At 68.6% G+C, this 19,786-nt stretch carries 19 protein-coding genes and 1 tRNA gene; 6 read left to right on the top strand and 14 right to left on the bottom strand.

All coding sequences use genetic code 11. The features are described 5' to 3' along the window. Positions 1 to 6: 6 nt before the first annotated feature. The 6 genes from bcrA to had are packed head-to-tail and all read right to left on the bottom strand — an operon-like array spanning position 7 to position 6,923. Entirely contained in the window at positions 7 to 1,353 is a 1,347-nt protein-coding gene (gene bcrA, locus PK606_RS04545) for a benzoyl-CoA reductase subunit A (protein WP_324561163.1), read from the bottom strand. Between the two features lie 22 nt (positions 1,354 to 1,375). Continuing rightward, complete coding sequence (bcrB, locus tag PK606_RS04540) at positions 1,376 to 2,713, bottom strand: benzoyl-CoA reductase subunit B (RefSeq protein ID WP_324561162.1); 1,338 nt, start codon at positions 2,711 to 2,713, stop codon at positions 1,376 to 1,378. A 24-nt stretch (positions 2,714 to 2,737) separates the two neighbouring features. Further along, complete coding sequence (gene bcrC, locus PK606_RS04535) at positions 2,738 to 3,934, bottom strand: benzoyl-CoA reductase subunit C (RefSeq protein ID WP_324561160.1); 1,197 nt, start codon at positions 3,932 to 3,934, stop codon at positions 2,738 to 2,740. Continuing rightward, a complete protein-coding gene (locus tag PK606_RS04530) occupies positions 3,934 to 4,704 on the bottom strand; it encodes a cyclohexa-1,5-dienecarbonyl-CoA hydratase (protein WP_324561158.1) in 771 nt (256 codons plus the stop codon). Before PK606_RS04530 ends, bcrC begins: the two co-directional genes overlap by 1 nt. A gap of 17 nt (positions 4,705 to 4,721) precedes the next feature. Beyond that, a complete protein-coding gene (gene oah / locus PK606_RS04525; RefSeq protein ID WP_324561156.1) occupies positions 4,722 to 5,837 on the bottom strand; it encodes a 6-oxocyclohex-1-ene-1-carbonyl-CoA hydratase in 1,116 nt (371 codons plus the stop codon). Between the two features lie 39 nt (positions 5,838 to 5,876). Further along, positions 5,877 to 6,923: a 6-hydroxycyclohex-1-ene-1-carbonyl-CoA dehydrogenase gene (gene had / locus PK606_RS04520; RefSeq protein ID WP_324561154.1), complete on the bottom strand. Its 1,047-nt coding sequence runs from the start codon at positions 6,921 to 6,923 to the stop codon at positions 5,877 to 5,879. Between the two features lie 212 nt (positions 6,924 to 7,135). Between had and PK606_RS04515 the strand changes: the two genes are divergently transcribed. The 6 genes from PK606_RS04515 (at position 7,136) to PK606_RS04490 (ending at position 12,069) form a co-directional block, all read left to right on the top strand. Next, positions 7,136 to 8,938, top strand: coding sequence for a 2-oxoacid:acceptor oxidoreductase subunit alpha (locus PK606_RS04515; protein ID WP_324561153.1), 1,803 nt, complete (start codon positions 7,136 to 7,138; stop codon positions 8,936 to 8,938). Next, the gene (locus tag PK606_RS04510) at positions 8,935 to 9,789 is read left to right on the top strand and encodes a 2-oxoacid:ferredoxin oxidoreductase subunit beta (protein WP_324561150.1); all 855 of its coding nucleotides are present in this window, start codon (positions 8,935 to 8,937) and stop codon (positions 9,787 to 9,789) included. Before PK606_RS04515 ends, PK606_RS04510 begins: the two co-directional genes overlap by 4 nt. Beyond that, a complete protein-coding gene (locus PK606_RS04505) occupies positions 9,786 to 10,322 on the top strand; it encodes a ferritin-like domain-containing protein (protein ID WP_324561149.1) in 537 nt (178 codons plus the stop codon). The genes PK606_RS04510 and PK606_RS04505 overlap by 4 nt, the downstream gene beginning before the upstream one ends. Positions 10,323 to 10,366: 44 nt before the next feature. Next, positions 10,367 to 10,771, top strand: a complete 405-nt coding sequence (locus tag PK606_RS04500; RefSeq protein ID WP_324561147.1) for a RidA family protein — start codon at positions 10,367 to 10,369, stop codon at positions 10,769 to 10,771. A 244-nt stretch (positions 10,772 to 11,015) separates the two neighbouring features. Next, positions 11,016 to 11,549 carry a GNAT family N-acetyltransferase gene (locus tag PK606_RS04495; protein ID WP_324561145.1) on the top strand — a complete coding sequence of 178 codons (534 nt, stop codon included), beginning with the start codon at positions 11,016 to 11,018 and terminating at the stop codon, positions 11,547 to 11,549. A gap of 13 nt (positions 11,550 to 11,562) precedes the next feature. After that, complete coding sequence (locus tag PK606_RS04490; RefSeq protein WP_324561143.1) at positions 11,563 to 12,069, top strand: Rrf2 family transcriptional regulator; 507 nt, start codon at positions 11,563 to 11,565, stop codon at positions 12,067 to 12,069. 156 nt (positions 12,070 to 12,225) lie between these two features. Here the strand turns inward: PK606_RS04490 and PK606_RS04485 are convergent, their stop codons facing one another. The 8 genes from PK606_RS04485 to PK606_RS04450 all read right to left on the bottom strand — a co-directional run bounded on the left by PK606_RS04485 (position 12,226) and on the right by PK606_RS04450 (position 19,772). After that, complete coding sequence (locus tag PK606_RS04485; RefSeq protein WP_324561141.1) at positions 12,226 to 12,819, bottom strand: phenylacetic acid degradation protein PaaY; 594 nt, start codon at positions 12,817 to 12,819, stop codon at positions 12,226 to 12,228. Positions 12,820 to 12,891: 72 nt separating this feature from the next. Then, entirely contained in the window at positions 12,892 to 13,455 is a 564-nt protein-coding gene (gene sufT, locus PK606_RS04480; RefSeq protein WP_324561304.1) for a putative Fe-S cluster assembly protein SufT, read from the bottom strand. Positions 13,456 to 13,749: 294 nt separating this feature from the next. Then, entirely contained in the window at positions 13,750 to 14,307 is a 558-nt protein-coding gene (locus tag PK606_RS04475; protein WP_324561139.1) for a hypothetical protein, read from the bottom strand. 127 nt (positions 14,308 to 14,434) lie between these two features. Further along, positions 14,435 to 15,355, bottom strand: coding sequence for a ketopantoate reductase family protein (locus PK606_RS04470; RefSeq protein ID WP_324561137.1), 921 nt, complete (start codon positions 15,353 to 15,355; stop codon positions 14,435 to 14,437). Positions 15,356 to 15,565: 210 nt separating this feature from the next. Continuing rightward, positions 15,566 to 15,642: transfer RNA gene (locus PK606_RS04465), tRNA-Val, on the bottom strand. Between the two features lie 57 nt (positions 15,643 to 15,699). Beyond that, positions 15,700 to 17,913: a RelA/SpoT family protein gene (locus PK606_RS04460; protein ID WP_324561135.1), complete on the bottom strand. Its 2,214-nt coding sequence runs from the start codon at positions 17,911 to 17,913 to the stop codon at positions 15,700 to 15,702. Then, on the bottom strand, positions 17,910 to 18,839 hold the full coding sequence (locus tag PK606_RS04455) for an alpha/beta fold hydrolase (protein WP_324561133.1): 930 nt from the start codon (positions 18,837 to 18,839) through the stop codon (positions 17,910 to 17,912). The genes PK606_RS04460 and PK606_RS04455 overlap by 4 nt, the downstream gene beginning before the upstream one ends. Before the next feature lie 204 nt (positions 18,840 to 19,043). Beyond that, entirely contained in the window at positions 19,044 to 19,772 is a 729-nt protein-coding gene (locus PK606_RS04450; RefSeq protein ID WP_324561131.1) for an SIMPL domain-containing protein, read from the bottom strand. Between the last annotated feature and the right edge of the window lie 14 nt (positions 19,773 to 19,786).

Below are 19,786 nucleotides of genomic sequence, written 5' to 3'. Positions count from 1 at the left end.
GTCTCCTCAGGCCTTGACGCGGTGCTCGGCTTCCTTGCCTTCTTCCACCACCGCGCGGTAGGCGAAGGTGGCGGCGCCCAGCGCGCCGGTGTAGATCGAGTCGGGGTCGATGTTCAGGGTCAGCTTGCCGTAGTTCTCCTCGACCAGCTCCTCCAGCGCCTTGACCGCGGCCACGTTGTTGGCCACGCCGCCGGTGAAGGTGAACTCGTCGCGGATGCCGCCCGAGCGCGCCAGGATCGACATCGCGCGCAGGATGATGGCGCGGTGCAGGCCGGCCATGATGTCCTCGCGCTTGTCGCCCAGCGCCAGGCGGTCGCGCAACTCGGCGCCGGCGAACACGGTGCAGGTCGAGTTGATGCGGATCTGCTTGGTCGACTGCATGGCCATCGGCCCCAGCTCGTGCAGGCCCATGTTCATCTCGTCGGCGATGTAGCCCAGGTAGCGTCCGCAGCCGGCCGCGCAGCGGTCGTTCATCTGGAAGCTCTCGACGATGCCGGCCGGGTCGACCTGGATCGCCTTGGTGTCCTGGCCGCCGATGTCGAGCACCGTGGCGGTCCTGGGGTACATCACGTGCGCGCCCAGGCCGTGGCACAGGATCTCGCTGCGGATGTGCTCCTTGGAGAACGGCAGCCGGGCGCGGCCGTAGCCGGTGCCGACGGTGTAGGTCTCCTCCAGTTCGGTGTCGAGAATCCGCTTGACCGGCTGCTCGATCTTGCCGCGGTGCGCCTCGGTCTCGGGCATGGCCTTGAAGCTGCGCTCCAGCGCCGCCAGCAGGTGGCGGCGCACCGAGTCGGTGTAGACGCGGTTCTCGACTTCGATGATCGAGCGGTCGAACAGGTTCAGCAGGAAGTCGTAGCGCGTGTTCTGCTCCTTGGCCACGGTCTCGCCGATGGCCAGGTACTGGCTGCCGGCGATGTCGCGGAAGAAGTCGCTCTTGCGCTTGGCGCCGGGCAGGAACAGGCTGGGCGCCTCGACCGTGATGCGCTTGAAGGTCTCCTCCAGCGCCTCCTTCACCGCCGGCACGTCGTCGCCGAAGTTGGCGGTCTCCAGGCTGCGGTGGCAGGTCTCCTCCAGGTCGACCAGTTGCTCCATGTACTGCTCGGCGCGGAAGTCGCGCTCGAGCTGGCCCAGGAAGCTGTCGAGCGAGCCGTTCAGCGCGCCGCTCTCGCCGAGCGCCTGGCGGAACAGGTGGAAGCGACCGTTGACCATCGCCTCGGTCTTGGCGACGGTGGCGGCGGTGTCGTAGTTCGAGCGCGAGTTGGTGATGCCGCGGCCGATGACTTGCTGGTTCTCGTCGACGACGATCGCCTTGGTCGTCGTCGAGCCGAGATCGATGCCAATGAAGGTGCGCATGGTGTTTTCTCCTGGTCGGTGTTCAGTTCACGGCTTCCGGCATGTGCAGGCTGGCCGCGGAGCGTTTCTGCTTGACCATCTGGAAGTAGCTCTCGAGCCGGTTCTTGACGTTGGCCGCCGAGAAGTAGCGCGGATCGACCAGGTCGGTCTCGATGAAGGCGGCCGGCTTGCCGGTGCGCTTCTCGACTTCGCGCAGGATCAGCAGCTGGCCGGCCGAGAAGCTGTTGCAGCTCTTGATCGAGTTGATCAGCAGGCCGTCGGCCTGGTACTCCTCGATGTACTTGCAGATCATGTCGACGCGCGAGGGCAGGTTCAGGTTGGTGTAGCAGCCCAGGCAGTACTCGGCCAGTGACTCCAGCGGATGGTCGGGATCGTGGCGGAAGCCGAAGTCGTACAGGCCGCCGACCTTGGAGTAGGTCGAGCTGACGACCACCGCGCCCTCGTCGTAGAACATCTTCCAGAAGTCGCGGAAGCTGGTCCAGTTGGGCGGACCCTCGACCACGATGCGGTACTTCTCCTCGCCCATCTCGCCGTCCGGCGTGACCGGGCCCTTGCCCTCGCGGATGCGCTGCTCGATCTCGCCGCGCAACGTGCGGTAGTACTCGGTCGCATCGGTGGTGCCACGGAAGGCGGTGAAGATCGGGCCGATGTAGTAGACGGCGCCGAAGTAGCCGTCGATCGGGCTCGGACGGTGCTTGGCCGATTCCAGCACCGCGACCAGGTCCTCCTCGGCCTTGGCCGATTCCTTCATGTACTGGCGCAGGCGGTCGATGTCGAACTTGACGCCCGAGACGCGCTCCAGCGTCGGGATCACGTTCTCCTTCAGCTGGCGCACCACGTAGTCGCGCATGTTGGGCGCGATCTTGCCCTCGCCCTGGTAGGGCACGTGCAGCATGGTGGTCTCGCAGCCGTACTTGTGGCGGATCAGCTCGAACCACTTCATGAAGGTGAAGCAGCCGGTGTAGCTGAGCAGCAGCACGTCGGGCGTCGGCAGCGGGTCGCCGGTGGGGCCGATCTCGCCGCCCTGCATCATGCCGAGGTCGGACTTGACGTAGGTGCAGACGTCCTCGGAGTGGCCGTCGCGCTCGGCGTCCATGATGAACTTGCCGCTCTTCTTGCGCATGCCGTTCTGCAGCGCGTTGGTCTCGGGCAGGCTGCGCGCGAAGTCGAAGCACATCAGCAGCTCGTTGAGGTTGCCCGGCACGAAGGTGGCCGAGACCTTGCGGCCCTGCTGGCGCGCGGTGGCCAGCTCCATGTAGTTCTTGTTGATCAGCTCCTTCTGCATCCACATCGCGTCCTCTTTCTGGACTTCGCGGGGACGCTTGGCGGAGGGTGCTGGTTTGGCAGCGGTGGTATTCATGTGGGTTTCTCCTGGCGCGGGCGCTTAGGCCTCGGCGCTCCAAAGCTTGATGGAATCGGCGAAGGTGCCAGCCTGCTCGCGAATCGGGGCCATCTGGCCGGTGTTCTCGGCGTACTTGAACGCGGTGTAGGGCACGCCGTGTTTGGCCAGAACGTCCTGCAGCATCGGGCGCTCGAGCAGCGCCGGGTCGCAGAACGACGGCGCGGCGAACACCACGCCCTCGGCGCCTCGGGTCTTGACCTGGTTCAGCAGGTACTGGCCCTTGTCCTCGCGCCGCTCGTCGTACTTGGCGGCGGTCGAGGCCGAGTGGTGCAGGAAGGCCTTGGACAGCTCCTCCAGCGGCTTGCCGTCATCGGGCACGTCGTCCAGCAGCCAGCGCGACACCAGCATCCAGTCGTCGTCGACCACGTAGCAGCCGGCCATCTCGACCGACTTGATCAGCGACAGCGGCGGCTGCTCGCAGAAGCTGCCGTTGATGACGACGCGCGCGTTGTCGCGCTTCGGGCGCTCGACCTGGACCACCGCGGCCATGTAGTCGCGCAGCAGCTGGGTGTGCTCCTCGGGCGGCAGCACCATGCCGGCGCGCTGCAGCAGGTAGACCTCGGAGGTCGGCACCTGCCAGGGCTGGGCCGCGCGCATGGCGTAGAGCTCGCGGATCACCCGGCGGTTCTCGTTGTAGACGCGGATCGAGGCATTCAGCGCTTCGTCGGTGATCTCCTTGCCGGCGAGCTCGCCCAGCTCCTTGCGCAGCACCTCCATTTCCTCGGTCCAGAACCTGCCGCCGATCGAATCGTCGTAGTTCTGCGGCACGTCGATGTAGCGCACGTACTTGTCCTTGAACAACATCTTCCACATCCCGGACAGGTTGCGGATGACGTCGCAGATCGACGGAAACAGCATGCCGTCCAGGCAGTCGAGCCGGCCCGTGAGTCCGAGCTCGATGGTCGAACGCGGGATGCGGCAGATGTAGCTCTGGTAGTAGGCGTCGCCCTGGATCACCTCCAGCTGGTCACCGCCGCCGAGGATGCCCACGGACAGCATGCCGGCGGCGTGGATGATCTCGCGCGGCACGTAGATCGGCATGTAGCCGACCGCCTTGCGGCCAGGCACGGCGGCCTTCCATTCCTTGACGGCGTTGAAGTGCAAGTCCTCGAAGAGCGTTTCGCAACGCTCCATGATCTGCAGGACCTCGGGTTTTTCGAGAGTGGCGGCTTGGTTCATCAGCGATGCTCCCAGGTGGGTGAACGGCGCGCGAGGAAGGCAGCCAGCCCCTCGTTGGCGTCGCGGGTGGACATGAGTTGGTCGAGATACAGCCGCTCGACCTCGGCGAGACGTTGGCGCAGCTCGCGGATGCGCGGGGCGCGCGCGGCCGCCACCGCGCAGGCCAGCGCGGCGGCGCTTTTCGGCGCCAGGTGTTCATCGAAATAGGCCAGCGCGGCGGCCTCGGGGTCGCCCGCCAGGGTGTGGACCAGGCCGACCGCGTGCGCGGCGCTGCCGTCCAGGCTGCGGCCGGACCACAGCAGATCCTCGGCCACCGCCTGGTTGACGCGCCAAGGCAGCAGGCAGGAGGCGGCCGGCGCGAACACGCCCAGCTTCAGCTCGGGCTGGCCGAGCTGCGCATCGGGTGCGGCGAAGATCGGGCCGCCGGCCAGCACCACTTCGAGCCCGCCGCCGAGGCACTGGCCGCGCACGGCGACCAGGATCGGCTTCGGGAACTCGACCATCGCCAGCACCAGCGCGTGCAGGCTGGCCAGCATCTGCGCGCAGCGCTCGGCCAGGTGCTCCTCGACGCTGGCGCCGAAGCTGAAGTGCGCGCCTTCGGCATCCAGCAGCACGCCGCGCAGTGCCGCGATGTCGCGGTGCTGGTCGAGCGCCGCGTGCAGCGCGCCGATCATCTCGGCGTCGACGATGTTGGCCTTCGGCCGGTTCAATCGCAGGCGCAGCAGCGCGCCATCGCGATCGAGCCAGACCTTGAGGGGGGATTCGCTCACTTACTTAAGCTCCTGGATCAGGCCTTGGCCTTCTTCGGCTGGATCTCGTCGTGCAGCGTGCCGTGCCAGCCCTGGCCGGCGGCCAGCTTCTGGCGCAGCAGCACGAAGTCGACTTCGCGGTCGTCCTTCGGACCGTCGTTGAAGGCGGTGAAGCCGGCGCGGGCCTCGGTCATCATGTTCAGCGACAGCCAGGCGCGCGAGTTTTCCTTGTTGCGGTTCCAGGCCTCGAGCTTGGGCTTGCGCAGCTCTTCCAGCGACTTGGTGGTGCAGTCGGGGAAGGTGAGCAGGATCTTGGCGCACAACTCCTCGACCTTCTCGTCGAGCGCTGTCAGATCGACCGTGCCGCGCGCCATCAGGGCCTTGCCCTCCTTCAGCGCGTCGCCGGTCTTGGGCTCGCCGTAGACGTTGCGGCCGAACTCGTCGACCATGCGCTGGGTCTCGACCAGCGGGTTGGCGACGTACTTGCCGTCCACCTTCAGCGCCGGCACGATGTCAGTCAGGATGCCCATCTGGTAGGCCTTGTGGGCGCTGAACGGCTCGCACAGCACGCAGGCGGCCATGGCGCGCTCGGCGCCGATGACGACCGGCAGGAAGTCGGTGGCGCCGCCGATCGGGGCCGAGCCGTGCTTGGGACCGGCCTGGCCGTAGCGCGCCAGGTCCGACGAGACCGAGAAGTCGCAGGCCATGCCGATTTCCTGGCCGCCGCCGATGCGCATGCCGTTGACGCGGCAGATCACCGGCTTGTCGCAGCCGATGATGGCCGACACCATGTCGTTGAACAGGCGCATGTACTGGCGGTATTCCTGCCCGTGGCCGGCGTAGTACTCGGCGTATTCCTTGGTGTTGCCGCCGGTGCAGAAGGCCTTGTCGCCGGCGCCGGTGAACACCACGCAGTTGACCGACCGGTCGTTGCTGGCCGCGCGCATGGCCAGGATCACGCCCTTGACCATGTCGGTGGTGTAGGAGTTGTACTGGCTCTCGTTGTCGAGCGTGATCCAGGCGTTGTACAGGCCTTCGGCCACCGTACCGTCGGGCCGCTTGGCGGGCCGCAGCTCATACAGTACGCCGGGCTTCTTGAAGTCATCGACGAGATCGTGGTTGACGAATTCGCGCATGGGTTTGATGGCGGTCATCGCTGGGGTTTCCTCTTTCTTTCTGGGTGAACAGGTGGTTCAGGCGGTGGCGGGCACCATCACGGCACGCTTGCGGATCTCGCGTGCGTGCACGGCGTGGAACACGTGGTTGATGTCATCGAGCGGATGGCATTCGACGAAGGGCTGCACCTTGACCTTGCCGTCGAGCACCAGCTTGAGCGCGGCCGGATAGGCCTCGGGCGGACAGCCCCAGTTGCCGATCGCGCGGGCGTCGAAGGCCATCAGGTTGGACAGGCGCACCTCGACCTTGTCCATGGTGAAGCCGACCACCGACAGCGTGGCGCCGTGCACCAGCAGGCCGAAGGCAGTGAGCTGGCCGGGCGCGGTGCCCGAGCATTCGAAGATGAACCACTCGGTCGTGCGCAGGCCCTGCTCCTTGGCGAAGGCGGTGATCGCGGCCTTGAGCGACTTCTGGTCGTGCTGGCGGCTGTTGAGCGTCAGCGCGGCGCCGTACTCGGCCACCGCCGCCAGCTTGCTGTCGTCGACGTCGATCGCGACCACCTTGGCGCCCATGGCGTTGGCGACCTGCACGCAATAGCCGCCGACGCCGCCGGCGCCGATCACGATGGCCAGGCTGCCGGGCGTCACGCCAGCGCGCGTCACGGCCTGGTAGGGCGTGGTCAGCGCATCGGCGACCACCGAGACCTCGGCCAGCTTGAGCCCGGCGCGGGCCAGCGCTGCCTCGTCGACGCGACACAGACCGCGCGCGGGCACCACGATGTGGGTCGCGAAGCCGCCCTGGATGTCGTTGCCCGGCATCTTCTGGCTGCGGCAAATGGTGCCCAGACCGCGCTTGCACAGATCGCACTCGCCGCAGGGCAGCACCGCCGGCACGATCACCGCGACGCCCATCCAGTCCTCGGCACCGGCGCCGGCGGCGACGATGCGGCCGCTGATCTCGTGGCCGAGCGTGAGCGGCAGCGGCTGGTTGGTGCGCACGCCGTCGTAGTAGTAGCCGAGATCGGTGTGGCAGACGCCGCAGCCGGCGATCTCCACCACCACCTCGCCGGCGCCCGGCTCGACGTCGAAATCGACACGCTCGAGCGGGGCCTGCGGGGCCGTCATTTGCCAGCGATGAGCCTGGATTCGCATGGTGTCTGTTTCCGTCCTGGTTGCTGTCTGGAGTGGCTTCAAAACCGCGCTCTGTGGTAAATTAGTACCGCAATGCCGATTTAGCGCAATTGTCGGGCAGTTGCTTGGATCGGCTTTGATCTAGATCAGAACCAAGCTCATCGCGACGCGATTTACTGACACCCATCGACGCAGGAGACTTTGCCTTGTCCACACCCGCCATCCTTGAACGCCCGGCCGGCCACAGCGCCGCCGCCCCTTCCACCACCGCGGCGAATTCGTCCGCCACCACCCTGTCCGTCGCGCTGGCCGGCAGCGGCGGCGCCGGCGTCATGACCGCCGGCAATCTGCTGCTGGACGCCGCCGCCAAGGCCGGCCTGTACGGGCTGATGGTGCGCACCAGCGGCCCGCAGATCCGCGGCGGCGAGGCCGGCGCACTGGTGCGCCTGGGCAGCCGCCAGATCGAGGCGCTCGACGACCAGTTCGATCTGCTGCTGGCAATCGACTGGATGGGCGTCGGCCGCTTCGCCGACGAGATCGTGCTCGGCCCGCACAGCGCGCTGGTCGGCGACCCGGATCAGGGCGAGGCGCCGGCGGTGTTCACCGACACCGGTGCGCGCTACCTGCCGCTGCCGCTGAAGAAGATGCTCAAGGGCATTCGCGGCGCCTGGGCCAACATGCTGTCGCTCGGCGTCGCCGGCACCCTGTGCGGGCTGCCACGCGAAGCGCTGGAAGCGGCGCTGCGGGAATCCTGGAAGAAGCCGGAAACGCTGGAAGCCAACCTGCAGGCGCTGGCCGCCGGCGCCGAGGCCGGGCTGCAGCTGCGGCGCGACTGGGGCCGCCCGGCGCCGGCCTGGCCGCAGCGCGACACCGCTGCCAAGCGCTGGCTGCTGTCGGGCAACGAGGCTGCCGGCATGGGCGCGCTGCGCGGCGGCATCCGCTTCGTCGCCGCCTACCCGATCACGCCCGCCACCGAGGTGCTGGAATGGCTGTCGCCGGCCCTGCCCAAGGTCGGCGGCACGCTGCTGCAGGCCGAGGACGAGCTGGCCTCGGTCAACATGATCGTCGGCGCCTCGTTCGGCGGCGTACCCTCGCTGACGGCCACCGCCGGCCCGGGCTTGTCGCTGATGACCGAGGGTATCGGCTTGGCGGTGGCGGCCGAAGTGCCGATCGTCATCGTCGACGTGATGCGCGGCGGTCCGTCCACCGGCATCCCGGCCAAGAGCGAGCAGAGCGACCTGTCGATGGCGGTCGGCGGCCTGCACGGGGACGCGCCACGCCTGGTGGTGGCGCCGACCTCGATCTCCGACTGCCTCGGCACCACGCAATGGGCGGTGCACCTGGCCGAAGCGCTGCAGGCGCCGGCGCTGGTGCTGTCGGACCAGTTCCTGGGCCAGTCGCGCTGCATCATCGACCGCCCGGCCGACCTGCCCTACGTGGCCGAGCGCCTGACCGCGCCGGCCGACACGCCCGACTACCTGCGCTACCGCGACACCGAATCCGGCGTCAGCCCGATGGCGATTCCCGGCCGGCGCGGCACCACCTACACCGCCGACGGCCTGGAGCACACCGAGAAGGGCATCCCCAGCAGCCAGGCCAGCGTGCACGCGACGCAGATGGACAAGCGCGCACGCAAGCTGGAGCGCTTCGACTACGGCGCCATGTGGGCCGACATCGAAGGCGACGGCGAACTGGCGGTGATCACCTTCGGCTCGGCCACCGGGCCGGTGCGCGAGGCGATCACGCGTGGCACCACACAGGACCTGTCGGTGCGCCTGATCGCCATGCGGCTGCTGGCACCGGCACGCGTCGAGGCGATGAGCGCGGCGCTCGAAGGCGCCAAGCGCATCCTGGTGATCGAGCAGAACCACAGCGCCCAGCTGTACCGCTACCTGCGCGGCCACTTCGAGCTGCCGGTCCGGCCCGACAAGTACCACCGCCCGGGGCCGCTGCCGTTGCGCCCTGACGAGATCCTGAACGTGCTGCTTTCCTGGAGGAACGCCAAATGACCGAAGCCACCGCTCTCGCACCCGACGCCGAGGCGCCGGCCCTGACCGCCGCGTCCTACAAGTCCGACTACAAGCCGATCTGGTGCCCTGGCTGCGGCGACTACACGGTGCTCAACGCCGTGCTGAAGGCGATGGCGCAGACCGGCCGGCCGCCGCACGAAATTGCCGTGGTGTCGGGCATCGGCTGCTCCTCGCGCATCCCGGCCTATACCTCGTGCTACGGCTTCCACGGCGTCCACGGGCGCTCGCTGGCGGCCGCCACCGGCCTGAAGGTGGCGCGCCCCGACCTGACGGTGCTGGTCGCCAGCGGCGACGGCGACGGCTACTCGATCGGCGGCAACCACTTCCTGCACGCCTGCCGCCGCAACGTCGACATGACCTACATGGTGATGGACAACCACGTCTACGGCATGACCAAGGGCCAGCCCTCGCCGACCACCGAGCCCGACTGGGATTCCAAGCTGTCGCCCGGCGGCACCGGCCTGCGCGTGTTCCACCCGCTGGTGGTGGCGCTGGCCTCGGGTGCCAACTTCGTCGCCCGCGCATTCGCCGGCGACCAGAACGGCACCGCCGACATCCTGGCCCAGGCGATGGCGCACCCAGGCTTCTCCTTCGTCGAGATCCTCAGTCCCTGCGTCACCTTCCGGCCCGAGCAGCGCGGCTGGAAGGACGTGGTGCGCCCGGCGCCGGTCAAGCCGACCTCGAATCCCGAGCAGGCGGCTCGCCGGCTGATGACCGACGACGGCATCAACATCGGCGTGCTCTACCTCGGCAACCGCCCGGCCTTCGCGCTGCCCGAGCGCCGCGCCAGCCAGACACCCCAGGACCTCGAAGCGGAGTTCGCACTGTGAGCCAGACCACCACCCCATCCCAGCTGACCGTACCGGCCACCATCGAGGACTTCATGGCGCAGGCAATCGCCATGGAGTTCGAGGCCGTCGAGCGCTACCAGCAGCTGGCCGACACCATGGAAACGCACAACAACAGCGAAGTGGCCGAGCTGTTCCGCAAGATGTCGGTGATCGAGAACAAGCATGCCGAGCAGATGCTGGCCGAGATGGGCTGGAGCGAGATCCCGCCCGGCACCCGCGCCCAGCCCTGGGAAGGCTTCGACTCGCCCGAGATGGTGTCGATGGACGACATCCACTACCTGATGACGCCCTGGCACGCGCTGCAACTGGCACTGAAGGCAGAGCAGCGCGCGGTGCGCTTCTTCGACGCCCTCGCCGAGGCGGCGCAGACCGACGCCGTGCGCAAGGCGGCACTGGAGCTGCTGGAGGAGGAACGCGAGCACGTCGACCTGATCCACAGCTGGCTGAAGAAGGTGCCCAAGCCCGACGCCGACTGGTACGAGGACCCGGATCCGCCGCGCTACGAAGGCTGATCCGCACGGACTGCCCGACGCCCACCGTTCTTGAAGGAGAGATCATGATCCGTACCCTGCTGCCCGAAGGCTGGGCGCCACCGATCGGCTACGCCAACGGCATCGAGGCCGATGGCAGCGGCAAGATCGTCTTCGTTTCCGGCCAGGTCGGCTGGAACGCGCAGCAGCAGTTCGAGTCGGAGGAAATCGTGCCGCAGTTCGAGCAGGCGCTGAAGAACATCCTGGCGGTGCTGGCCGAGGCCGGCGGGCGCGCCGAGCACATCTGCCGCATGACGGCGTACTGCTGCGACAAGCCGAGCTACATGGCGGCACGGGCCCAGCTCGGCCCGATCTGGCGCGCGCTGATGGGCAAGCACTATCCGGCCATGAGCATGATCTTCGTGTCGGACCTGCTCGACCACCCGGGCAAGATCGAACTCGAGGCCACCGCCGTCGTGCCGCGCGGCTGAGCGCGGCGCGCATCCGGATCTCCAGCCACCAGGGCAGCAACATGGGCCACCGGCGCAGGCCGCCAGCGCGGCGACGCGGATGGGCATAATCCGGCGCCGCCGCCCGCCCGAGGGCGGCGTTCGTCCGGCCTACACGAATCGTGTGGGTTTTTTCTTGATTTGCCGCATAAATCCTGCTCGCATGCTGTGTTCTGCTATATTTGGTACTAAAATACCGAATTAAGTCTGCAGCCCGATCATCCGCATGAATTCCCGCACCACTTCGCTGTCCGAAACGCCCCGGCCCGCCAAGGCGGCGGCACGTCGCGGTCGCCCGCAGAGCACGCCGCAAACCCATCCGGTGGAGGTGCGCGCCGCGCGCCGTGCCGACCTGAAGGAGATCGTGGCGATCGACGCCGCCATCGTCGGCGAGGAGCGCCGCGCCTACTGGCTGCAGGTGTTCCGGCGCTATGGCAGCGGCGAGCACCGCGACTCGCGCTTCCTGGTCGCCGTCGCCGAAGGCACGGTGATCGGCCTGATCATCGGCGAGGTACGCGACTGGGAGTTTGGCTCGCCGCCCTGCGGCTGGATCTTCGCCATCGAGGTCGATCCGGCGGTGCGCCAGCGCGGCGTCGGCGTGCTGCTGCTCGACGCCATCGCGGCGCAGTTCCGGCGTGCCGGCGTGCACACCATCCGCACCGTGCTCGAGCGCGAGAACACGCTGATCCTGTCGTTCTTCCGCAGCCAGGGCATGGTGGCCGGGCCGCTGCTGTCACTCGAGATGGAAATCGACAACTGAGGAAGCGCGCACCATGAAACTGCAGAAGAACACCATGCTGGCGCTGTCGAGCGTGCTCGAGATCGCCGGCCAGCCACAGCGCCACCTGGCGGCCGGCGAGATCGCCGAGAAGTACAAGGTCTCGTCGCACCACCTTGCCAAGGTACTGGCCGAACTGGTGCGCATGGGCCTGGTCGAGTCGGTACGCGGCGCCGGTGGTGGCTACCGCTTCATCGCCAACGCCTCGCGCGTGACGCTGATGGACATCATCGAGCTGTTCGAGGACATGGCGCCGACGCGCCGGCACCAGCCGGCGCCAGACGCCAGCCCGGTGGAACTGGCGCTGCACGCGGTGCTGAGCGAGACCGACGCCAACAGCGTGGCCACCTTCAGCTCGATCACGGTGGCAACCATGCTGCGCATGATCGCGCGCCAGCAGGGCACGGCCCCGGTGGTCAAGCTGGCCGATCGCCGGCCCGCCCCGGTGGTCGAGTTGGCCGAGTTGCAGCGACTGCGCAGCACCGGCACCAGCGCCGATTGATACCGGTTGGCTTTCGACGGCCTGGAAACCCGTCCGCCCTGAGCCGTTCGACAAGCTCACGACAGGCTTTGTCGAAGTGCAGACTGTACGCAGGACTTCGACCGGCCCGGCCCGAACGGTGTTTCTATTCCTGAACGCTGTTCCGGATGCGGCGCGCTAGCGCCGGCCCAGTGCCGACACGTAGGGCAGATCCAGGCGCGGCCGACCCGGCTCCGGTGCGCTCAGCGGCGTGACCGACCTGAAGCTCTGCAGGCAGCGCTCGGCCAGGCGGTGATAGACCTCGGTGCCGGCGCGCTTGGCGGTCAGCTGCACCTCGGTCAGTTCGCGCAGCACGCGCGCCGGCGAGCCGACGCTGAGCGTGCGCGGCGGCAGCTCGACCCCCTCGGGCACGAATGAGCAGGCGCCGACGATGGCCTGCTCGCCCACCACCACCGCATCCATCAACACAGCCTGAATGCCCACCAGCGCGTCGCGGCGCACCGTGCAGCAATGCAGCACCGCAGCGTGGCCGATGTGGCCGTTTTCCTCCACCAGCATGTCGCGGTCCGGAAAGCTGTGCAGCACGCAGGCGTCCTGCACGTTGGCGCCACGCTCCAAGATGATGCGACCCAGGTCGCCGCGCAGGCTGGCCGCCGGGCCGACGTAGCAGCCCGGTCCGATGATGACGTCACCGATCAGGATCGCATCGGGATGGACGAAGGCGGTCGGGTCGATCACCGGCACCAGGCCGTCGAGTTCATAGCAGGGCATGGAGGCTCCAGGGTTCGGAGGAGAAAAGACCGGACTGGTCGACGCGGAGCCCGCTGTGCGGGCGGGTCGGGTTCAGAGCCCGAGCGTCAGCATCGCCGCCTCGGACACGCGCGAACGGTCCCAGGGCGGATCGAAGACGATCTGTACGTCGACCTCGCCGACGTGCGGCAGGCCCATCAGCTTGTCGCGCGCATCGTTCGCGATCACGTCGCCCATGCCGCAACCCGGCGCCGTCAGCGTCATGTCGACCTCGATGCGCTGCAGGCCCTTGGTGCCTTCCAGCGGCATCACGTCGCAGCGGTAGACCAGGCCGAGCTCGACCACGTTGACCGGAATCTCCGGGTCGTAGCAGGTGCGCAGCACCTCCCACGCCAGCCTGGGCACATCCTCCGGCGCGGCGTCGTCCGGTATGTCGGCGCCCTCCGGCTCCGGCAGGCCGACCGCCGACGCATCCTTGCCGGCCAGCCGCATCAGTTGGCCCTGCACCAGCAGCGAGTAGTTCGACCCCAGTGCCTGCGCCACCTGCGCCGTGGTGCCCGGCTGCAGGTCCACCGGGGTGCCGTCGGGAATGCGCTCGACGCGCACCGGGCGGGCGACCACCACCGGCTGATACAGGAAGGAACTGCCGGCGCTCATGGCGCGCTCCAGCGCCGGCCGGCTGGCACGTGTGGGCACCGGGGTGATCGAGGAGTCATCGTCTGCACTGCGCCAAGGTTACTGAATCAGGAAATGTAGGGCAAAGCCGGCATCCACAGCCATCCAGTTAATTGAAGCTATTCGGTACGATAATACCATATTGACCGCGACGGCACAACAGTCAGGGACCACATCATGCGCCGATCCAGACGCCAAATCACCACAAGCATGCGCTGGATCGCTCGTCGAACCTGAATCGACGCGCCAGACCAGCATCCGGCACGCGCGAGCCGGTCATGGATTGCGCGCGATCCACGCCCAGGCCAGGCTCCGCTCGAGATCGACCAGCCACGCCGAGTCTTCCAGACGGGCGTGGGCCGGGTGCAGATGCGCAATGCACCATGGCGCGGCGGGCGGCCGCAGCTGCGCATCGTGGTTGACGCCCCGCAGCAACACCGGCCACAGCGCGGCGCCCTGCTCCGCATCCCTGGCGACACCCAGGCTCATCAGCAGCAACTGCGGGCTGGCACCGATCGCCGGCGTGTACACCGAGGCCATCAGTGCCCCGCCCTGCACCAGGCAGCGGGCGCCGTAGGGCGAGAACGGCTTGGGCAGAGGCTCCACCGCGCCGGAACGGAGCGCGCCGTCGAGCCACGGCATCAGTGCGGCATCGACGCCGTCCGGCACGTCACCGCGCTCGTTGTGGCGGACGCTTCCGGTTCGGATGTCCAGGTGCTTGATATAGGACATGAGGGTGCAGCCTATCGACTCGCCGGATTCTGCCTGATGGCCGCGACGCTGGCCGGACAGCTGGCGAAGCCACGGCCGGGTCCGAAGATCGTCCAGACGCAAACCATCGGCAGTGAGGTGAAGACACGCATTCGGCAACGCGGTGCGCTGGCACCTTGACGGCCTCGGAATCATGAACGCAAGAGCTGCGCAGCGCGATCTGCTGCGGCACGATGACGCACGACAGGCGCTACCCCGCGCCACCATCGCCGGTCCGTCGGCTTGCCGCCCGCGCCTCATCCAGCACCCGCACCATCTGCTGTACCGCGGCATGGGTAGGCACCGGTTGCACGTGGCGGGCAGCAAGGACCAGCAGCGCACCGGTGATCGCGTCGATCTCGGTGCGCCGGCCGGCTTCCACGTCTTGCAGCATGCTGGCGCGGTTGGCGGCGGTGGCGCGGGCCACCGCCTGCACGTGGGCGTGCGCGGCCGCTTCATCGAGTGCCAGGCCTTCGGCGCGCAGCACCGGCCAGGCTTCGCGCACCAGCGCATCGAGCCAGGCGCGATAGGGCGGCGCGAGCAGTTCGCCATTGCGCACGCGAAAGATCGCGGCGAGCGGGTTGATGGCGACGTTGGCGAGCAGCTTGGCCAGCCGCGCTGCAGCGATGTCCGGCGTGACGCGGGCCGGCAAGCCGGCGGCGTCGAGCAGGGTGGCAACGGCTTCGAAGCCCGGTGGCAGCAGGGTCTCGCCGGTCGAGACCGGGGTCACGCCGCTGGCATCACGCCAGGCACCGGCGGTGGTCAGGCCTTGGCCGCAGGGCACGGCGCCGCAGACGACGCGCAGCCGGTCTTCCAGCAGGCCGTTCTGCAGCGAGAGCACACCGCGCGGCCGGAGGCGCAGGGCGGCGCGCGCAGCCGCTTCGGTGTCGGCCGCCTTGACCAGCACGATGACCCAGTCGGCTGCAGGCGGCTCGGCGGGCAGCTCATCGAGCGCCAGGGCATCGACATGGAACCGCGCATCACCTACCCGCACGCCGGCGCGCAGCCGCGCAGCGGTGGCGGCATCGCGCGCCAGCACGGCCACCGGCCCCCGCGCCGCCAGCCTGGCGGCAAAGTGCAGGCCCAGTGCACCGGCGCCGACGATGGCAAGTGGGTATCGGGCGTGTGGCACAGGCGGTGTGATGGACATGGCGCGACCAAGGGCAGGAATGCCATTGTCTCGTGCGTCGACGGCGCCTATCGCTCGCCGCCATTCGCGCGCATCCGGACACGGGGCCGATCCACGTCGCGCAACGGGAACTCTTCCCGGGTCTTCTGCCGTACTTGTGCCGCGCAGGCAAGAAAAAAGCACCTGCGGTTTCCCGCAAGTGCTTGATTTATATGGTAGGCGCGATTGGACTCGAACCAACGACCCCCACCATGTCAAGGTGGTGCTCTAACCAGCTGAGCTACGCGCCTGCACGAAGATTCGAGCCCGAGAGTATAGCCGATTGTGGCCACGAATCCGCCACACGTTCAGCGCCGCTTGGCCGAGCGGACACCGGTGACATCCAGCACCTGGCGCAGCACCTGCGCCAGCCTGCGGGTATCGCTGAGCTCGAGCGTGAAGGTCATCCAAGCCCAGCCCTTGACCGACTGCGTCTGTACGCCGATGACGTTCATCTTCTCACGCGCGAACACCTCCGAGATGTCGCGCAGCAGGCCCTGGCGGTCGACCGCCTCGATCGCGACGTCGACCGGATAGGCCGGCGCGCTGCCGGTGGCCGGCGTACCCCAGTCGACTTCGATCACACGCTCGGGCTCGCGCGCCTGCAGGTCGCGGAACGATGCGCAGTCGCGCCGGTGCACGCTGACGCCACGCCCGCGCGTGACGTAGCCGGCGATCTCGTCCGGCGGCGCCGGCTTGCAGCAGCGCGCGGGCTGCGTCAGCAGCGAATCCATGCCGACCACCAGCACGCCGCCGCGCGTGTCGCCCTCGCGGCGCGGCTTGCGCAGCAGCACCTGCTCGTCGGCGGTGGGCAGCGGCTCCGGCGGCTGCAGCACGGCCTCAATGCTGCGCAGCGACAACTCGTCCTTGCCGACGGTCTCGAACAGCGCGTCGGCGCTCTTGAAGCCGAGGTTGCCGGCCAGGGTATCGAGCGCCAGCGCCGTGCGCCCTTCACGCTGCAGCAGCTTCTCGACCATCTCGCGGCCGCGCGCGACGGTCTCGCGCGTGTGCTGCGCATTGAACCAGGCCCGCACCTTGGCCTTGGCGCGCGACGATGCGAGGTAACCCAGCTCGGCGTTCAGCCAGTCGCGCGAGGGGCCGCCCTCCTTGGCGGCGACGATCTCCACCGTCTGGCCGTTCTTGAGCGGCGTGTGCAGCGGCACCATGGCGCCATCGATGCGCGCACCTCGGCAGCGGTGGCCCAGCTCGGTGTGCACGGTGTAGGCGAAGTCCACCGGCGTGGCGCCGGCCGGCAGTTCGACGATGGCGGCATCGGGCGTCAGCACGTAGATGCGGTCGTCGAACAGGCCGTAGTCCGCCGCGCTGCCGGACAGGTCGCGCTCCCAGGCCAGCAGCTGGCGCAGCACGGCGATCTTGGTGTCGTAGTCGTTGCTGGCGCTGACGCCGGCATAGCCCTTGGTGCCAGCCTCCTTGTAGGCCCAGTGCGCCGCCACGCCATGCTCGGCATGCTGGTGCATCTCGGGCGTGCGGATCTGGATCTCCCAGGCCTTGCCGTCGCTGTCGCGCACCACGGTGTGCAGCGACTGGTAGCCGTTGATCTTCGGCTTGGCGATGTAGTCGTCGAATTCGTCCGGCACGGCGGCGAAGCGCTCGTGCACCCAGCTCAGCGTGTTGTAGCAGTCGTCTACCGTGGGCACCAGCACGCGCAGCGCGCGCACGTCGAACACCTGGTCGAAATCCAGCCCCTTGCCGCGCATCTTGCGCACGATGGAACTGATGTGCTTGGGCCGGCCGCTGACGCTGGCCTGGATGCCGTGCGCGCGCAGCGCCGCCTCGATCTCGGCACGCTGCCGCTCCAGCGCGGCTTCGCGCTCGGCGCGCTTGTGCGCGAGCAGCGTGGCGATGTGCTTGTAGGTGTCAGGCTCCTGGAAGCGGAAGACCAGGTCCTCCATCTCCCACTTGATCTGCCAGATGCCGAGGCGATTGGCCAGCGGCGCGAACACCTCGTGCGTTTCGCGCAGCAGGCTGGGCGCCGGCGGTTTGCGCGCCGCCGCGCAATAGCGCAAGGTCTGCAGGCGCGAGGCCAAGCGCAGCAGCACCACGCGCAGGTCACGGCTGAAGGCCAGCAGCATCTTGCGCACGAACTCGGTCTGCTGCCCGGCATCGTCGGCATCGGCTGCGCGCCCCTGCCGCCCGGCGCGTGAGCGCTGCTGCACGTGCTCGAGCTTGGAAGTCTCGATCGCCAGCCGCGCGAAGCTCTCGTCGAAGGCCTTGCCGATCACTTCTTCCGGCCGGTTGAGCTGCACGCTGGCGTAGCTCAGGTAGACCGCCGCCTGCAGCGATTCGTCACCGCCGATGCCGGCCAGGATGTCGGCCACCGCATCGGCATGCGCCAGCACGTTCTCGCCCGACGAGGTGGTCTCGCTGGTCAACAGCGGTTCGGCGAAGGCGCGCGCGCGGGCGCGCAGACCGGCGACCTCGGCGTGACCCTGGTTGGTGGCGGCGACCACGTCGGCCACCTGCCGACTGGCCAAGCGCCGGGGAGCCGTCAGTGTCTTCATCGGGCGGCGGCTGCGACCGGCAGCAGGAACTCCAGCACCGCCCGCACCTGGTCATCGGCCACCAGCGTGGGCGCGTGGCCGACGCCGGCGAATTCCAGCGCGCGCGCGTGCGGGCCGCGCCCGGCCATGGCCTGCACCGTGGCCGGCTGCAACAGATCGGATTCGGCGCCGCGCAGCACCAGCGTCTCGGCCTTCACGGCGTCGTACAGCTGCCACAGCACGGCTTCGCTGTCGGCCGCGGATTCGCGCGTCATGCCGGCATAGGGCACGGCAATGGCCGGGTCGTAGTGCAGCCGGTAACCGCCCTCGGGCAAGGCCCGCAGCATCGGGCGCGACAGCGCCAGCCACTCTTCGTCGGTGTGCGGACCGAACCCCGAAGAGATCACGCGCATCGCTGCCGCAGCGGTCTCGACGTTGTCGAACCTGCCGGCCTTGCCCAGGTATTCACCGATGCGCTCGAGCGCCGACCATTCGACCGCCGGCCCGACGTCGTTCAGCAGCAGGCGGTGGACCGGCGCCGGCAGCGGCAGATCCGGCGCGCCGGCCAGCATGATGCCGATCAGCCCGCCCATGCTGGTACCGACCCAGTCCAGCGTGCCGATCGGCGCCTGCTGCTGCAGCGCCGCCAGCATGGTCAGCATGTCGGCCACGTAGGTCGGGAACTGGTAAGCCATCGGGTCCTTCAGCCAGTCGCTCTCGCCGCGGCCGACGACATCGGGGCAAACCACGCGCAAGGCGTGTCCCTGCCGCTGCGCCCGCGCCAGCAGCGCGCGTGCCAGCACGTCGAAATCACGCCCCTGGCGCGACAGGCCGTGCGCACAGACGACCAGGTGCGGCGCCTGGTCTTCGCCCCATTGCCACCAGGCCATGCGGTGGCCACCGGCGGCATCGGGACAATGGACGTGATGGAGCGTGGGCAGGGTCATGACGGTTGCAATGCGGTTCAGGGCCGACGCGCGCGGCCTGGGCAAATCCTAATTCAAACACGCCTGCCACAAGCGCCGGTCCGGGCGTCGACACTGATGCCGACGCGGATGCGCGGCCGGGCGCGCCGGGCTTCATCAGCCGGCGCACATAGTCAAAATGGAAAGAAGATAGAAAGAATGAACCTGTCGTCCGGCATGCCCGCGCTAGCGCGCCTGCACCGAACCCGACACGGTCACCTGCACCACGCTCTTGCCGGGCTCGACCGCGATCGGCGCATCCGCGGCGGCGGCCATCATCTCCCTCGCCATGCCGACCATGCGCGGCTGCGGACCGACGCCGTCGCCGCTGACGGTGACCTCGCGCAGCGTGTAGCCGGCGAAGCCGAACGCCTTGACGATCTTGCCGGCCTTGAGCTTGAAGCGCTCGATCGCTTGCAGCTGCGCCTCGGCCTCGACGCGGGCGCGTTGCTCGCGGCTCAGGCCGAAGGCGATGTGGCCCACCGTCATCGACGTCACCCGCGCCGCGGTCTGCGTGATGCGGTCGAAGTCGCGCCCTTCCAGCACCACCTCGGCGCGGCCCTGCCAGCCGTTGATCTTGCCGTCGCGGCCGTGGCGCGGGTGCACGCTGAAGTCGCCGCTGCGCGCGTCCATCTGGCCCGGCTGAACCGACTTCCGGGCTTCAGCCAGGGCCTGATCGACCGCCCTGCGCAACTCGGCCTGCACGGCTGCCGCATCGGCGCCGTCGCGCGAGGTGCTGAGCGACAGCGTCAGCAGATCCTGCTGCGTTTCGACCTGGCCGCTGGCGGACAGGTGCATGACGTTCTGGGGCGAGGCATTCATGCTGGGCACGGGTGCGGTGGTCTGGGCGGCGGCGCCGGCCACCAGACCCAGCGCCAGGATAGCCAAGTGGATGAGAAACGGACGTGCTTTCATGCGGATCGGTGCCG

The organism is Ottowia sp., assembly GCF_035444425.1.
Taxonomy (GTDB): Bacteria; Pseudomonadota; Gammaproteobacteria; order Burkholderiales; family Burkholderiaceae_C; genus Ottowia.
This window is presented reverse-complemented; position numbering and strand designations above follow the sequence as displayed.

Coding starts and splice junctions, on each gene's coding strand:
- bcrA (WP_324561163.1), bottom strand. CDS start 1,353: ATGCGCACCTTCATTGGCATCGATCTCGGCTCGACGACGACCAAGGCG.
- bcrB (WP_324561162.1), bottom strand. CDS start 2,713: ATGAATACCACCGCTGCCAAACCAGCACCCTCCGCCAAGCGTCCCCGC.
- bcrC (WP_324561160.1), bottom strand. CDS start 3,934: ATGAACCAAGCCGCCACTCTCGAAAAACCCGAGGTCCTGCAGATCATG.
- oah (WP_324561156.1), bottom strand. CDS start 5,837: ATGACCGCCATCAAACCCATGCGCGAATTCGTCAACCACGATCTCGTC.
- had (WP_324561154.1), bottom strand. CDS start 6,923: ATGACGGCCCCGCAGGCCCCGCTCGAGCGTGTCGATTTCGACGTCGAG.
- PK606_RS04510 (WP_324561150.1), top strand. CDS start 8,935: ATGACCGAAGCCACCGCTCTCGCACCCGACGCCGAGGCGCCGGCCCTG.
- PK606_RS04500 (WP_324561147.1), top strand. CDS start 10,367: ATGATCCGTACCCTGCTGCCCGAAGGCTGGGCGCCACCGATCGGCTAC.
- PK606_RS04495 (WP_324561145.1), top strand. CDS start 11,016: ATGAATTCCCGCACCACTTCGCTGTCCGAAACGCCCCGGCCCGCCAAG.
- PK606_RS04490 (WP_324561143.1), top strand. CDS start 11,563: ATGAAACTGCAGAAGAACACCATGCTGGCGCTGTCGAGCGTGCTCGAG.
- PK606_RS04485 (WP_324561141.1), bottom strand. CDS start 12,819: ATGCCCTGCTATGAACTCGACGGCCTGGTGCCGGTGATCGACCCGACC.
- sufT (WP_324561304.1), bottom strand. CDS start 13,455: ATGAGCGCCGGCAGTTCCTTCCTGTATCAGCCGGTGGTGGTCGCCCGC.
- PK606_RS04460 (WP_324561135.1), bottom strand. CDS start 17,913: ATGAAGACACTGACGGCTCCCCGGCGCTTGGCCAGTCGGCAGGTGGCC.
- PK606_RS04455 (WP_324561133.1), bottom strand. CDS start 18,839: ATGACCCTGCCCACGCTCCATCACGTCCATTGTCCCGATGCCGCCGGT.
- PK606_RS04450 (WP_324561131.1), bottom strand. CDS start 19,772: ATGAAAGCACGTCCGTTTCTCATCCACTTGGCTATCCTGGCGCTGGGT.